At 58.1% G+C, this 15,111-nt stretch carries 15 protein-coding genes; 11 read left to right on the forward strand and 4 right to left on the reverse strand.

All coding sequences use genetic code 11. From position 1 onward, the window contains the following. The first annotated feature begins 173 nt into the window (after positions 1–173). The 5 genes from ACZZ0D_RS14790 to ACZZ0D_RS14810 all read left to right on the forward strand — a co-directional run bounded on the left by ACZZ0D_RS14790 (position 174) and on the right by ACZZ0D_RS14810 (position 5,123). A complete protein-coding gene (locus tag ACZZ0D_RS14790; RefSeq protein WP_463553648.1) occupies positions 174–974 on the forward strand; it encodes a glucose 1-dehydrogenase in 801 nt (266 codons plus the stop codon). Continuing rightward, entirely contained in the window at positions 967–2,793 is a 1,827-nt protein-coding gene (locus ACZZ0D_RS14795; RefSeq protein ID WP_463553649.1) for a glycoside hydrolase family 15 protein, read from the forward strand. The genes ACZZ0D_RS14790 and ACZZ0D_RS14795 overlap by 8 nt, the downstream gene beginning before the upstream one ends. A gap of 383 nt (positions 2,794–3,176) precedes the next feature. Then, entirely contained in the window at positions 3,177–3,566 is a 390-nt protein-coding gene (locus ACZZ0D_RS14800) for a hypothetical protein (RefSeq protein ID WP_463553650.1), read from the forward strand. Positions 3,567–3,578: 12 nt separating this feature from the next. Beyond that, the gene (locus ACZZ0D_RS14805) at positions 3,579–4,211 is read left to right on the forward strand and encodes a BRCT domain-containing protein (protein WP_463553651.1); all 633 of its coding nucleotides are present in this window, start codon (positions 3,579–3,581) and stop codon (positions 4,209–4,211) included. 12 nt (positions 4,212–4,223) lie between these two features. Next, a complete protein-coding gene (locus ACZZ0D_RS14810) occupies positions 4,224–5,123 on the forward strand; it encodes an alpha/beta fold hydrolase (RefSeq protein WP_463553652.1) in 900 nt (299 codons plus the stop codon). Here the strand turns inward: ACZZ0D_RS14810 and ACZZ0D_RS14815 are convergent. Then, entirely contained in the window at positions 5,092–6,075 is a 984-nt protein-coding gene (locus ACZZ0D_RS14815) for a GlxA family transcriptional regulator (protein ID WP_053118818.1), read from the reverse strand. The genes ACZZ0D_RS14810 and ACZZ0D_RS14815 overlap by 32 nt on opposite strands. 89 nt (positions 6,076–6,164) lie before the next feature. Here ACZZ0D_RS14815 and inhA point away from each other — a divergent pair, with 89 nt between their 5' ends. The 4 genes from inhA (at position 6,165) to ACZZ0D_RS14835 (ending at position 10,353) form a co-directional block, all read left to right on the forward strand. After that, positions 6,165–6,851 (forward strand): isonitrile hydratase, encoded by a 687-nt coding sequence (gene inhA / locus ACZZ0D_RS14820; RefSeq protein ID WP_463553653.1) that lies wholly within the window; start codon positions 6,165–6,167, stop codon positions 6,849–6,851. Positions 6,852–7,046: 195 nt separating this feature from the next. Next, positions 7,047–7,838 carry a lysostaphin resistance A-like protein gene (locus ACZZ0D_RS14825; RefSeq protein ID WP_463553654.1) on the forward strand — a complete coding sequence of 264 codons (792 nt, stop codon included), beginning with the start codon at positions 7,047–7,049 and terminating at the stop codon, positions 7,836–7,838. A 102-nt stretch (positions 7,839–7,940) separates the two neighbouring features. Further along, the gene (locus tag ACZZ0D_RS14830; RefSeq protein WP_053118810.1) at positions 7,941–9,506 is read left to right on the forward strand and encodes a methyl-accepting chemotaxis protein; all 1,566 of its coding nucleotides are present in this window, start codon (positions 7,941–7,943) and stop codon (positions 9,504–9,506) included. A gap of 373 nt (positions 9,507–9,879) precedes the next feature. After that, positions 9,880–10,353: a hypothetical protein gene (locus tag ACZZ0D_RS14835; protein WP_463553655.1), complete on the forward strand. Its 474-nt coding sequence runs from the start codon at positions 9,880–9,882 to the stop codon at positions 10,351–10,353. A 101-nt stretch (positions 10,354–10,454) separates the two neighbouring features. Here the strand turns inward: ACZZ0D_RS14835 and ACZZ0D_RS14840 are convergent, their stop codons facing one another. Then, positions 10,455–10,811: a DUF6124 family protein gene (locus ACZZ0D_RS14840; RefSeq protein WP_463553656.1), complete on the reverse strand. Its 357-nt coding sequence runs from the start codon at positions 10,809–10,811 to the stop codon at positions 10,455–10,457. 149 nt (positions 10,812–10,960) lie between these two features. After that, entirely contained in the window at positions 10,961–11,326 is a 366-nt protein-coding gene (locus tag ACZZ0D_RS14845) for a DUF6124 family protein (protein ID WP_463553657.1), read from the reverse strand. A 624-nt stretch (positions 11,327–11,950) separates the two neighbouring features. On the opposite strand from ACZZ0D_RS14845, the gene ACZZ0D_RS14850 reads away from it, so the two are divergent. Next, the gene (locus ACZZ0D_RS14850; protein WP_463553658.1) at positions 11,951–12,094 is read left to right on the forward strand and encodes a hypothetical protein; all 144 of its coding nucleotides are present in this window, start codon (positions 11,951–11,953) and stop codon (positions 12,092–12,094) included. 814 nt (positions 12,095–12,908) lie between these two features. Here ACZZ0D_RS14850 and ACZZ0D_RS14855 read toward each other — a convergent pair. Continuing rightward, positions 12,909–13,589: an alpha/beta family hydrolase gene (locus ACZZ0D_RS14855; protein ID WP_053118805.1), complete on the reverse strand. Its 681-nt coding sequence runs from the start codon at positions 13,587–13,589 to the stop codon at positions 12,909–12,911. A 95-nt stretch (positions 13,590–13,684) separates the two neighbouring features. On the opposite strand from ACZZ0D_RS14855, the gene ccoN reads away from it, so the two are divergent. Next, positions 13,685–15,109, forward strand: coding sequence for a cytochrome-c oxidase, cbb3-type subunit I (gene ccoN, locus ACZZ0D_RS14860; RefSeq protein ID WP_053118803.1), 1,425 nt, complete (start codon positions 13,685–13,687; stop codon positions 15,107–15,109). Positions 15,110–15,111 lie beyond the last annotated feature (2 nt).

Below are 15,111 nucleotides of genomic sequence, written 5' to 3' on the forward strand. Positions count from 1 at the left end.
TGGTGGAATGTGAAGGCTTTTTAGATCAAAAGATCGCAGCGTGCCGCAGCTCCTACATGAATGCGATCTCCTGTAGGAGCTGCGGCACGCTGCGATCTTTTGATCTCGCCTCTGAACTCTCAACGCCCCAGACCAGTCAGCTAAATAGGCCCTCACTCAAGGCGCGCCATCGCATGCACATCTCCCTCACCGGACAAGTAGCCCTGATCACCGGCGCCAGCTCCGGCATCGGCCACGCTGCCGCCAAAGCCCTCGCCGCTGCCGGTGCTGCGGTGGTCATCAATTACAACCGTCAATCAGAGCCCGCTGAAGCACTGGCCCGGCAGATCATCGCCGACGGCGGTCAGGCGCTGGCCATCGGTGCCGATGTCTCGAAGGAAGCCGATGTCGAACGACTATTCGCCCAATCCCTCGATGCCTTCGGCTCGCTGGACATTCTGATCGCCAATTCCGGGATGCAGAAAGACGCGCCGGCGGTGGATATGTCGCTGGACGACTGGAACGCGGTGATTGGCGTCAACCTCACCGGGCAGTTCCTCTGCGCCCGCGCCGCGCTGCGGATTTTCAATCGTCAGGGCGTCCGCGAAGGCGTCTCCCGCGCCGCCGGCAAGATCATCCACATGAGTTCGGTGCACCAACGCATTCCTTGGGCCGGCCACGTCAATTACGCGGCGTCCAAGGGTGGCGTCGATCAGTTGATGCAAACCCTCGCGCAGGAAGTCAGCCATCAACGCATTCGCATCAACGGCATCGCGCCGGGGGCGATTCGCACGCCGATCAATGCCGCCGCGACCACCGGCGATGCTGAACAAGAGCTGCTTAAACTAATTCCTTACGGCCGTATCGGTGATGTCGAAGACGTTGCCAACGCGGTGGTCTTCCTCGCTTCCGACGCCTCCGATTACATCGTTGGCACCACCCTGTTTATCGACGGCGGCATGAGCCTCTATCCGGAGTTTCGCGGCAATGGCTGAGCATCACCTGGAACGACAAAGCCCCATCGACGCCCACGGCATCATCGGCGACATGCGCAGTGCAGCGCTGGTCAACGATCGCGGCAGCGTGGATTTTTTCTGCTGGCCGGAGTTCGACAGTCCGTCGATTTTCTGTTCTTTGCTGGACACGCCGGAAGCGGGGATTTTCCAGATCACGCCGGACTTGCCCGATGCGCGACGCGAGCAAATTTACCTGCCCGACACCAACGTTTTGCAAACCCGCTGGCTGAGCGAACGTGCGGTGGTGGAAGTCACCGATCTGCTGCCGGTGGGCGACAGCGAGGATGATTTGCCGGTGCTTATCCGTCGGGTTCGCGTAGTCAGCGGCGAGGCGACTTTTCACGTGCGCTGCGCGGTGCGCCACGATTACGCGCGGGCCGACACGCGTGCGAGGATGGATGAGCAAACGGTGATTTTCAGCGCCGAAGGTCAGCCGTCACTGCGCCTGGCTTCGGATCAAGCGCTGCAGATAGACGCCAATGCAGCGGTCGCTTCATTCACCTTGAAGCAAGATCAAACCGCCGCATTCCTGCTCGGTGGCGAAGACGATCCACGCTTCGAGGAAGGCGCCGCGCAACTGTGCATGGAGCGCACGCTGAAGTTCTGGCGCGACTGGCTTGGCCAGTCGATCTATCGCGGACGCTGGCGAGAAATAGTCAACCGCTCGGCCCTCGCGCTCAAGCTGCTGACCTCGCGCAAACACGGCGCCATCCTCGCTGCTGCGACCTTCGGCCTGCCGGAAACACCGGGCGGCGAGCGCAATTGGGACTACCGCTACACGTGGATCCGCGATGCTTCGTTTACGGTCTACGCGTTCATGCGACTGGGCTTCGTCGGCGAAGCCAACGCCTACATGGGCTGGCTGCGCGGACGGGTCAGTGATTGCCACGGGCAGCCGATGAAACTCAACATTTTGTATGCCATCGATGGGCAACAGGAGTTGCCGGAAACCGAACTGGATCATCTGTCCGGGCACGGCGGCGCAAAACCGGTACGTATCGGCAATGGCGCTTACGACCAGATCCAGCTCGACATCTTTGGCGAGCTGATGGACGCGGTGTATCTGGTTAACAAGTACGGTGACGCGATTTCCCACGAAGGCTGGAAGCATGTGCGCGAAGTGGTCGATCAGGTCTGCGAAACCTGGCAGACCACCGATGTCGGCATCTGGGAAATGCGCGGCGAACAGCACCATTTTCTGCATTCACGATTGATGTGCTGGGTGGCGCTGGATCGGGCAATTCGTCTCGCCTCGAAACGCTCGCTGCCGGCACCGTTCGCGCAATGGGATCAGACCCGGCAGGCGATCTACGCCGATATTTGGGACAACTTCTGGGACGAAGAGCGCGGACATTTCGTCCAGTACAAGGGCGGCACCGCGCTCGACGGCTCGATGCTGTTGATGCCGCTGGTGCGTTTCGTCAGTGCCAAGGATCCGCGCTGGTTGTCGACACTGGAGGCGATTGAAAAACATCTGGTGCGCGACGGCATGGTTTATCGCTATCGCAACGATGACGCCAATATTGATGGACTGTCCGGCACCGAAGGCGCGTTCGCCGCATGCTCATTCTGGTACGTCGAATGCCTCGCCCGCGCAGGGCAGGTGGAAAAGGCGCATCTGGAATTTGAACAATTGCTGAGATACGCCAATCCGTTGGGGCTGTACGCCGAAGAATTCGACAGCCATGGGCGGCATCTGGGCAACACGCCGCAAGCGCTGACGCACTTGGCGTTGATCAGCGCGGCGAGTTTTCTGGATCGCAAGTTGAATGGGGAAAAGAGTGAATGGCAGCCGTGATGTTCGACGGGGGCTGTAGGAAATACCCCACAAACATCCGCATTTGTAGGACTGACACCAACATTTAATCAGCCAATACAAATCCCCTGTGGCGAGGGGATTTATCCCCGATGGGCTGCAAAGCAGCCCCAAAACCATCCAACTCATTTCCCCAAAAGTACCGAGTTTTCTGACTTTGGGGCTGCTGCTCAGCCCAACGGGGATAAATCCCCTCGCCACAGTTTGAGCCAGCCCACGGACTACAGCCGTTCAACATTGCCTCCCCCACACCCCGCACTCACACCCTGAAATACCCTGTTGCCAGCCGTTACATCCCCCCCTACCATCAAACCCAACGGGCACAGCGGAGCTGTCCAACAAAACCCGAATTTCAAGGAACCGGAATGACCCAACACGTCCAGCGCCCCATCACCTCGCCGCTGCGCAGCGGCCTGACCCGCACCCAACTCTGGGAAGACGCCGACAAAGGCCTGATCAAATGCTGGGAAATCGGCCGCCAGCGCGCCACCCGCTTCCCCGACCTCGCTGACAAATGCCTCGCCAACGAACTCCCGGTACTCGGCTGGAAAGGAGGCGTCAGCCGCAGCCTGAAAAAACTCGAAAAATTCGGCTCACTGAAATACCTCGCACAGTGGCAAGGCTTGCGTGGGGAGGATCTGGATATTGATTTGCGGGAGGAACGCGCGCTGACGTGCTCGCGGACGAAAATGGTGGTGACGTTTACGCCGGATCGGACGAAGTATTTCAATCAGGTGGCGGAAACTGAGGCTTAAGGAGAAGCATCGATGGTCGATTTACATCAGGAATTTCAAAACAGCCGTTTCTTTCACGAAGCGCGGATCGACAGACGTTCGGCGGATGCGCTTGCAGGTATTGCTGCAGGGCTTGCCGCCGACGGCAAGATTAACCAGCAGGAAGCCGAGTTTCTAAAAACCTGGATCGAAACGCACTGGGTGCACCTGGAAGATCCGGTAGTCAATACTCTCTACAGGCGTCTTGAAGGCATGCTTAGCGATGGCGTGCTGGATGCCGACGAGTCTGTGGAATTGCTGGAGATACTTCACCAATTCGCCGGTCTGCCAGTGGGCGCAGCACCAACCTTCAGCATGCCCAACAACCTGCCGCTCGATAATCCAGCCCCGTCGCTGGACTGTGCCGATCGCGTTTTTCTGTTTACCGGTGTTATGGCTTACGGGCCGCGCAAAGCGTGTGAATCGTTGATCGTAGAACGCGGCGGACTGATTGGTGCAGGTCTCAGCAAGAAAATCCACTATCTGGTGATCGGCAGCATCGGCAATGAACAGTGGCTGCACAGCAGCTATGGTACGAAGATCAAAAAAGCCGTTGAGCTAAGAGACAGCGGCGTGCCGATCGCCATCATCAGTGAAGATCATTGGCAGAAGGTGCTGTTCGGATAACAGGAGCCCGGTATGAGTGGAAAAGCGATTCTGTTCTGCAAAACCGCCAGCCTGACCATTGCCTATGAGGTGCATGGCCCGGAAACCGGTGTGCCGGTGATCCTGCTTCACGGCTTCCCCTATTCCCCTCGCGCTTACGACGAGATCGCGCCGCTCCTCGCCGCTCAGGGTTACCGAGTCATCGTTCCGTACCTGCGCGGTTACGGGCCGACTCGCTTCAACGATGCAAAAACACTGCGCTCAGGCCAGCAAGCCGCACTCGCTCAGGATTTGCTGGATTTGATGGATGCACTCTCCATCGAACAAGCCACGCTCTGCGGTTATGACTGGGGTGGTCGCGCGGCATGCATCGTCTCGGCGTTATTTCCGGAACGGGTGCGCGGCCTGGTGACCGGTGATGGCTACAACCTGCAGGACATCCCGAACTCGATTCGACCGCTGGATCCCGAGACCGAACATCGGCTCTGGTATCAGTATTACTTCCACACGCCACGTGGCGTTGAGGGCCTGAAGCAAAATCGTCGGGAGTTTTGTGAATTGCTATGGAAGCTGTGGTCACCGACCTGGTCGCGCAGCGCCGAGCGTTATCCCCTGAGTGCGCCAACCTTCGACAACCCTGATTTCGTTGACGTGGTAATCCACTCCTATCGCCACCGTTTCATGTATGTCGCGGGAGATTCGGCGTTTGAATCGATGGAAGATTTGCTGACTCGACAACCGGCCATTAGCGTGCCGAGCATTTCTTTGTGCGGTGCCGACGACGGTGTCGGCCCTGCACCACAAGAGGATGAAGACGCGGAGCATTTCACTGGTTTTTATGAGCGGCGCGTGTTGTCCGGTGTCGGGCATAACATTCCCGAAGAAGCCCCCGAACAAACCCTCAAGGCATTACTGGATCTGTTGCAGCACTGACCGAAAACCGCTCGCGATAAGCCTGCGGCGTCACGCCGATGGCGCGCAGGAAACTGCGGCGCAATGTCTCTTCACTGCCAAACCCGCAATTGGCGGCGATGCGTTTGACCGGTAATCCAGTGTCGCCGAGCAATCGCCGAGCGGTTTCAACGCGGATCAATTCGATCGCCCGCGCCGGGGTCTGGCCGGTGTCGGCGCGGTAGTGGCGGACGAAGCTGCGTTCGCTCATCCCGGCTTGTTCGGCGAGGGTCGGGATGCCGAGGTCGCAGGTGAGGTTTTCCGCGATCCAGGCGTGCAACTCATCAAAACGATTGCCCTGATTTTGCAGCGACAAGGTCACGCTGAATTGCGACTGACCGCCGGGGCGTTTGAGGAACACCACCAGATGCCGGGCGACGTCCAGCGCGATGTCGCTGCCGAGATCTTCTTCGACCATCGCCAGTGCCAGGTCGATGCCGGCGGTGACACCGGCGGACGTCCAAACGGGGCCGTCGTTGATGAAGATCGGATTGGCCTCGACTTGCAGTTTCGGATGTTGCTGGGCCAATTGTTCACAACGAGTCCAGTGCGTAACCACGCGGCGACCATCAAGCCAGCCACTGGCCGCCAGCAGAAACGCGCCGGTACATACCGAGGCAACCCGCCGGCATTTCGCCGCATGCTCGCGCACCCAATCCACCAGCGGCACGTCTTCGGCCGCAGGATAAATGCCCCAACCTCCGGCGATGATCAACGTGTCACTCGCCTCTTGCGGCAACGGTTCGGCCAATACCGCCAGCCCCGCCGACGACATCACCGCCCCGCCGCCGCTGGCGATCACCGTTGGCGCATAGGGAATCGGCAAGCCGCGCTGGCGGGCGATGTCGTTGGCCGAGGCGAACACTTGCAAGGGCCCGGTAACGTCGAGGATCTGCATGTTGGCAAACGCGAGTACGTGGATGGTTTTGGGCATTTGGCGTAATTCGTGGGGTTATTGGCGTATGCGCCAGAACCTACGCGCCTACAGTGAAGCCGTCCACCCCTTTTCATGGAGCAAGAACGATGACGCTGCAGATCGGTTTTCTGTTGTTTCCGCAGGTTCAGCAACTCGACCTGACCGGGCCTTATGACGTGCTCGCTTCGCTGCCGGACGTGCAGGTGCATCTGATCTGGAAGGATCTGATGCCGGTCACCGCCAGCACCGGTTTGCTGCTCAAACCGACCACGACATTTGAAGATTGCCCGGATCTGGATGTGATTTGTGTGCCGGGTGGTGGCGGTGTCGGCGTGTTGATGGAGGATGAAGCGACGCTGGATTTCATCAAGCGTCAGGCTGCTCAGGCGAAATACGTCACGTCGGTGTGCACCGGGTCGCTGGTGCTGGGGGCGGCGGGATTGTTGAAGGGTAAACGCGCGACCACGCACTGGGCGTATCACGATCTGCTGCCGACGCTGGGGGCGATTGCGGTGAAGGATCGCGTGGTGCGTGACGGCAACCTGTTTACCGGTGGCGGGATTACGGCGGGGATTGATTTTGCCTTGGTGCTGGCTGAAGAGTTGGTGGGTGCGGATACCGCGCAACTGGTGCAGTTGCAGCTGGAATATGCGCCGGCGCCGCCGTTTGACTCGGGCAGCCCGGAGACGGCGCCGAGGGCTGTCGTCGATGAGGCCCGCCTGCGCGCAGCGCCTTCGTTGAAGTTACGCACGGAAATTACCGAACGTGCGGCAGGCAAACTCAACCTGCACTGATCCCTAGCCCTACACAAATCCCTGTAGGAGCTGCCGAAGGCTGCGATCTTTTGATCTTGAAAAGCCAAAATCAAAAGATCGCAGCCTTCGGCAGCTCCTACAGGTTGTGTGTCCGGTTTGCCGCCACACTTCACTTGTCCCCACGCCCTCGCCCGTGTAGAAAGCCCTTCCACAAAATGTGCACAGGGACTTTCGATGAAGGCTTTGCCATGGCTCTATCTGGCCCTTCTCAGCCTCGGCTACGGTTTGGCGTTGAGCCATGGCCAACTCGGCTGGCTGGCGTTGATCTCGCTTGGGCTATTGATGTTCGCGGGCTTTGCCGTGCGCCAGCAACAGGTGCCGGTCGGGCGGTTTCTCGGTCACGGTCTATTCATCGTGCTGGCGCTGGCGTTGGCGCTGCACTGGTTGCCGGGCTTCTCCAGCGCGCGAGTGATCGATCCGCAACGTTTCACCGATGACGCCGTGCCATTCGCGATGTATCTCAATCTCGACAAACCGTTGATTGGCTTCTGGCTGTTGCTGGTCTGCCCATGGATTGTCGCGCGGCGCTCGTTGCGACTGACGGTCTACGCCACCGTCGTCGCCCTGACCTTGAGCGTGATCCTCGCCCTCGGCGGCGCGGTATTGCTCGGCGTGATCGCGTGGGCGCCGAAGTGGCCCGATCAGGCCTGGTTATGGGTGCTGAACAATCTACTGCTGGTGACGCTGGTCGAGGAAGCGCTGTTTCGCGGCTATATACAGGGCGGTCTCAGCCGTCGTTTCAAAAACCTGCCTTACGGCGAAAACCTCGCCCTGCTGCTCGCCTCGCTGATTTTCGGCCTGGTGCATCTGGGTGCCGGTTGGCAGTGGGTGTTGCTCGCGAGTCTGGCCGGTGTCGGTTATGGCCTGGCCTACCGTTTCGGCGGACTGGGCGCGGCGATTGCCACGCATTTCGGCCTGAATCTGCTGCACTTCGCGCTGTTCACCTATCCGATGCTCGCCGGTTGAAGCAATGGCCGTTTTGCGACGCCATTCTTAAATCTGAAAAATAATTTCAATAAAACGCCGCGACCGCCGACAACCTTTCAAAGCCTTGCGGATTGAAAAACCATGCGTAATAACCAGCCCATCACACAACGCGAACGGACGTTCCCGGCTCAGCAGCGGTTGATTTCCACAACCGACGCCAAGGGCGTGATCACCTACTGCAACGACGCTTTCGTTGAAATCAGCGGGTTTTCGCGTGAAGAACTGATCCGCGCGCCGCACAATTTGGTTCGTCACCCCGACGTCCCGGCCGCGGTGTTTTCGCACATGTGGGGCACACTGAAACAAGGCTTGCCATGGATGGGCATTGTCAAGAATCGCTGTAAGACCGGTGACCATTACTGGGTTAACGCCTACGTGACACCGGTGTTCGACGGCAATCAGGTGGTCGGTTACGAGTCGGTGCGGATCAAACCCACCGCCGAACAGATCCGCCGCGCCGAAGCGCTCTACCAACGCATCAACCAAGGCAAGTCGGCGATCCCGTCCAGCGATAAATGGCTACCGGTACTGCAAGACTGGTTGCCGTTCATTCTGGTCAGCCAACTGAGCTTCGTGATCGGCGCGACCCTCAATTCGCACTGGGGCTTCGCCCTCGCCGCCGGTTTGTCGGTGCCGCTGGGCCTGATGGGTCTGCAATGGCAGCAGCGTGGGCTGAAACGCCTGCTGCGTCTGGCCGAACAGACCACCTCCGACCCGCTGATCGCACAGATGTACACCGACAGCCGTGGCGCGCAAGCGCGTCTGGAAATGTCGATCCTCAGCCAGGAAGCACGCCTGAAAACCTGCCTGACCCGCTTGCAGGACACCGCCGAACACCTGACCGATCAGGCCAAACAGTCCGACGTCCTCGCGCACAACAGCTCCAGCGGTCTGGAACGTCAACGCGTGGAAACCGAACAAGTCGCCACCGCCGTTAACCAAATGGCCGCGACCACGCAAGAAGTCGCGAGCCACGTGCAGCGCACGGCTGACGCGACGCAGGAAGCCAATCGCCTGACCGGTCGTGGTCGTGACATTGCCGGGGAAACCCGCGAAGCCATTCAGCGCTTGTCGGTAGTTGTCGGCGAAACCGGCCTGACCGTCACTCAACTGGCCAAGGACAGCGACGAAATCGGCGGCGTGGTTGATGTGATCAAAGGCATCGCCGATCAGACCAACCTGCTCGCTCTGAACGCCGCGATCGAAGCGGCGCGTGCCGGTGAGATGGGCCGTGGTTTTGCCGTGGTGGCTGACGAAGTTCGCCAGTTGGCGCAACGTACCAGCGAATCGACCGGGCAGATTCACGCCTTGATCGCCAAGTTGCAGCAGACTGCATCCAGCGCTGTGCAAACCATGGAAGCCGGGCATCGTCAGGCCGAAGAAGGTGTGGCGCGGGTATTGGAAGCGGATCAGGCATTGGTCGGGATCAGTGAAGCGGTGGCTAACATCACCGACATGACCACGCAGATTGCAGCGGCGACGGAAGAGCAAAGTGCGGTGGCGGAAGAGATCAGCCGCAACATCAGCAACATTTCAGAACTGGCAGATCAGACGTCGGAACAGGCACATAACTCGGCATTGTTGAGTGAAGAGCTGACGAAGACGGCGAATACGCAATACTCGTTGGTGGAGCGGTTTAACCGCTGATTGAACTGGCGATAACAAAAACCCGGATGGCGAGAGCTTCCGGGTTTTTTGTTGTGTCGGATTCCCCCCAAAGGGACGATGGAAAAGGGAGCCGATCTGTGTGCATTTCAGAATTTGAGTTTGACATGGAATCTCAAGTCGGCGCACCTCGCACATTTACCTCGGTCAGTCCCCTCTCCCTCGGGGAGTGGTTAGGGTGAGGGCTGTCATGGCCAGCGTCCAAAAAATGACAGACAGCGAGCAGTTGATTCAGACCTTCGCGACCTTGTCTAGCTGTCAGGTCTTACAGTAGACGCCTTGCACCAGAAGAACATCATGAACAGGCAGGCTGAACAGCCTGTCTTTCATCCATGTTCACGAGAAGGATTTCACTATGAGCGCACAGAGCGTTTTCATTCCGAAGCAAAAAAATATTGTGGCTACCACTGAAGACTTCCATTGGAGCTTAGGATCAGAGCCAATCTATGCAGAGTCCGCTGTGGCTTACTACAGTAAATTTGAAGTGACGGGCGAAGAAAGCTGGGTTTTCTCCGCCAGCATCGGCTCGGACGAGGAAGAGAACTACTTCGGTTTTCTTTTGAGCGTTCCCTACCTCGATCAGGATCTTATGGAGTACACCTACAAACTTGGCGCCGACGACAGATTTCATGCGTCCCACAGTCACTGGATTCCAGCGCCTCCCGGGTTTTCCGGTGTCCGGGTGGTCAAGGCGGATAATGCGGAACTGACAATCAGACTGAATCGAGCAAAACGAACGGTGACAGGTGACTTCATTGCCACCTTTAAATCTGATGGTTACCGTTTGGCACCCAGTGGCCACTTCGAATTGACGCTGCTACATCCGTAATTTCTTCACATCCGCGCGCAAGACACTTAACCAATGCCCGCGATGCGTTTAGAGGACAGCGCTGCGCAGAAGTCATACTCCTGCGTAGCGATTGTCGACAGTTAATCGCGTGGCACAACGTTTTCAAGTGCCTGATTCACCGCCAACTCCCCCAGCATCACAACCTGCGCAATGCCCAACAGCGTATTGCGGCTGGGGCCTTCCAACATCCCGGCGAAGTCACCGAGCATGACCGTGGCCGAGGCCAATGACTCAAAGGCATTCGCCAATAAGGATTCAGTGTCGGTTTGCGGATTGACCATGAACATGCTGCTGGGACTATAAGGCGTGGCCATGATCTGCGCGGGTGCGAGGTAATGGTCGAGGGTGCGTTCGGCGGCGGCGTGGAGCTTCTTTGAAGCGAATGATTCGTACGGTGAAGCCGGATCTGTGACCAGCGGTTTTGTGGTTTCGGACATAAGCTGAAACTCCTCGAAGCACTGCGAAAAAATGACACCGTGTAGGAGCTGCCGCAGGCTGCGGTCTTTTGATCGGCTTTTGATTGTTAAAAAGCAGATCAAAAGATCGCAGCCTGCGGCAGCTCCTACAAGGGATCGTGGCGGGATCGCTAGTGCGGCAAGCGACGGCCATCCAAGACTCGATTGACCATGAGCTCACTCAGCATGATCACCTGATGCAGCATCAACAGGGCTCGGCGTTGTGTGTTGTCGACGACATCGCCGATTTCACGCGCCATGTCACTGGCGGCTGCTAGCGATTCGCAGGCTTCGACGAGTAATGTTTCTTCGTCCACGGCGGGGTCGATGAGGAAGATCTTGCTGGTCTTGCGGGAAGGGACTGAGAGTTTCAATCGACCGGGGTTGAGATAGAAGTTGATGGCGCGGTCGGTTGCTTCTTTTATCTTTTGTGGTTCGAGGGTTGGGTCGTACGGGATTGGTTCGACGTCCGGGGGGTTTGGCGTGGCTTTGAACATAGATGAAACTCCAATTCGAAAAATGAGAGCCATCACCCTCGCTACCAAACGGCGGGTGGCGGCCATGCGCGGGTTGGTAGACCGGTCGAATTGGGAAACCCGGCGCTCACGAATGAGCCCCACGCATGCCCACCATAAAAAGCGGCGCTCAAAAAAGAGACCGCATTGGAGGTGTCGCAACATCCACAACTCAAAACGGGCTACCAAACCCGATCACTGTATTTCAGTGACAGGGAAACGATATAACCCGGCCTATAGTCGTGTATGCCGGCGGATTCTGGCGTACGCGTAGGTAAAGGCGCAAGGCGTTGTAGGGCTTGTGGCGTAACGGTTTGTGTAATTTAAACATCTGTCAGCAATCATGTTTAACAACGCGAAATGCCGAAAAATGTTCAACCCGTTTTCTGAAACGATTAAACAAAATCGCTCAACCTGAAAATGCATCCCGCGCCATCGCAGCCATCAAAGGACGATATTCCAGTGCCTACACATCTGCGCTCCATGTCCTACAACTCGATCAGAATCCGCCGACTTGCCCATCTCTGAGCAGGGTTCTACTGTTTGCCGCTCAAAATTAATTCACATAAGCTGGTCAGCATGAATACACATCCTTCGGAGGCTCCGATGGCCACCACCCGAAAAACCGACAAACCCAACAAAAAAGATGTCCGTGATGAACTGACATTCCTTGATGTTCGGCAAGCCGCGCGTGATGGGCAGAAAGTGTTCGATAAATTTGTGATCACTGGCAGGCTGCGATTTTTTTGATTTTGAAGAACCACACAGCGAAGGCTTCCGGTTCTTTATTGCTTGGCTGAAATTGATGGTGCCAGGCAGACCGCTTTCGCGAGCAAGCCCGCTCCCACAGTGGGATTTGCTACACGGGTTAGGAATGGGTTGGCTGGTAGGTCGCTATCGCTGGCAAGCCAGCTCCCACACGGATTGAGTACATCTGATAGAGATTCGGCGGGTCGCCATCGCCAGCAGGCTGGCTCCACAGTGGGATCCGGTGCGTTCAGCAAGAGACAGGTCGGCTATCAGGCCGCCTTCGCGAGCAAGCTCTGCTCCTACAAAAACAAAATCAAAAGATCGCAGCCTTCGGCAGCTCCTACATGGAATTCGCGGCGCAGCCGCCCCACTCAACAGGATGAGCGCAAGCTCGGCTGCAGATTTTGATCTTGATCCACAAGCGACATCGGAAGGCTGAGTGGAGGGATTCATCCCGGGGGTGGGAGCGCAGCGACCGTTTGGCGCAGCCAAACACATCGAGAGGAGGTGCAGCGCAGCAAACCGGAGGCGATGCGCCCGGATGGATCCCGGAGCGAAGGAACCCCGAGCCCCAGCGAGCGGGCCGGACGTAGGAGCAAGCGTTTTTTGCTTACTTTTTTAGGCGCTTGTAAAAAAGTGAGTCGCCGTAAGGGCGAAACCGTAAGTGGCCGTTACCGCAGCAATGGATATGTACTCAAAAAATATGTCGCAGCTGAAATCGATCCCCCTCACCCCAGCCCTCCCGAAACGTCGGACCGCCCCCAAGGGGGCGAAGGGGAAAGGGAGCCGATCTTTATGCGGTTCGGGATCTCGGTTAACCCTTGAGAAACTCGGCCACCTTCTGCGCGGCACTGGCCAAATGCTGTTCATGGGTAAAACCTGAAGCCTTGAGCGGTTTCAAATCATGATCCCCGGCCACCAGCCAAAACACCTTGATACTCGGCGATAACGCATACGCCTCCACGGCCTCCCGATTGCCAAGCGCATCCCGCTCCCCCTGCACAATCAACGTCCGCGTCTGCAAAGAAGCCAAATGCTCAACCCGAGGCTTCTCCGGCTTCCCCACCGCATAAAACGGATACCCCAGACACACCAACGCATCCACGCCCAATTCGTCAGCCAAAAGACTCGCCATCCGCCCCCCCATCGACTTCCCGCCAATCGCCAAAACCCCAGTGACATGACGTCGCACTACAGCAAACACCTCACGCCAGCACTCCAACAGCTTCGGCGCCGGATTGGGCGGACGTTTACCACCGTCAACGCGCCGCTGCGCCATATACGGAAACTCAAAGCGCAACACGTTAATCCCAAGAGCAGCAAGGCGCCCAGCCATGTCGTTCATCCAGTCGCTGTCCATCGGCGCACCAGCACCGTGAGCCAGGATCAACGTCGCCGCAGCTTCCCCATGAGCAGCATCCCAAAGCCACCCATGATCACGCACGCATTGCGCCCATTGATCCCCGTCAATACTGGCCTTGTGCTGTTTGTCCATGCTTGCCTCGCTTTTAGTCTGCCTATAACTCCAGACGAAGGATTCGCCGCGTCTTTTGCGCGGGCTCACTTCGGCTGAACCGTGGATGGGGAACCATGAACACTTCTATCAGTACCGCCTACAACTACAAGGTGGTCCGCCAATTCGCCATTATGACGGTGGTGTGGGGCATCGTCGGCATGGGGCTCGGGGTTTTTCTCGCGGCCCAATTGGTCTGGCCCGAACTCAACTTCAATTTGCCTTGGACCAGTTTTGGCCGCCTGCGCCCGCTGCACACGAACGCGGTGATCTTCGCGTTCGGCGGCTGCGCGCTGTTCGCCAGTTCGTTTTACTCGGTGCAACGCACCTGCCAAACCCAATTGTTTGCACCAAAAATCGCCGCGTTCTGCTTCTGGGGCTGGCAACTGGTGATCCTGCTGGCGGCCATCAGCCTGCCACTGGGTTACACCAGCTCCAAGGAATACGCCGAGCTGGAATGGCCGATCGACATTCTGATCACCATTGTCTGGGTCGCCTACGCCATCGTGTTCTTCGGCACGATCATGCAGCGCAAAACCAAACACATCTACGTGGGCAACTGGTTTTTCGGCGCGTTCATCATCACCGTGGCGATTCTGCACATCGTCAACAACCTTGAGTTGCCGGTGAGTTTCACCAAGTCCTACTCGGTGTACGCCGGTGCAACCGACGCGATGGTGCAATGGTGGTACGGGCACAACGCCGTAGGCTTTTTCCTCACCGCCGGTTTCCTCGGGATGATGTACTACTTCGTGCCGAAACAGGCCGAGCGCCCGGTGTACTCGTATCGTCTGTCGATCGTGCACTTCTGGGCACTGATCACCCTGTACATCTGGGCCGGCCCGCACCACTTGCACTACACCGCTCTGCCGGACTGGGCACAGTCGCTGGGCATGGTGATGTCGCTGATTCTGCTGGCACCGAGCTGGGGCGGCATGATCAACGGCATGATGACCCTCTCGGGCGCCTGGCATAAGTTGCGCAGCGATCCGATCCTGCGCTTCCTCGTGGTCTCGCTGGCGTTCTACGGCATGTCGACCTTCGAAGGTCCGATGATGGCCATCAAAACGGTCAACGCCCTCTCCCACTACACCGACTGGACCATCGGCCACGTCCACGCCGGCGCGCTCGGTTGGGTAGCGATGATTTCCATCGGCGCGCTGTACCACATGATCCCGAAAATCTTCGGCAAAGCGCAGATGCACAGCATCGGCCTTATCAACGCGCACTTCTGGCTCGCGACCATCGGCACCGTGCTCTACATCGCCTCGATGTGGGTCAACGGCATCGCGCAAGGTCTGATGTGGCGCGCCATCAACGAGGACGGCACGCTGACCTACTCCTTCGTCGAAACCCTGGTGGCCAGCCACCCTGGCTTCATCGTGCGGCTGATTGGCGGGGCGATCTTCCTCAGCGGCATGTTCCTGATGGCTTACAACACCTGGCGCACCGTGCGGGCCTCGCAGCCTGCTGACGTCGTCGCTGCCGCGCAGATGGCCTGAGG

The organism is Pseudomonas sp. AC193 (genome assembly GCF_979258075.1).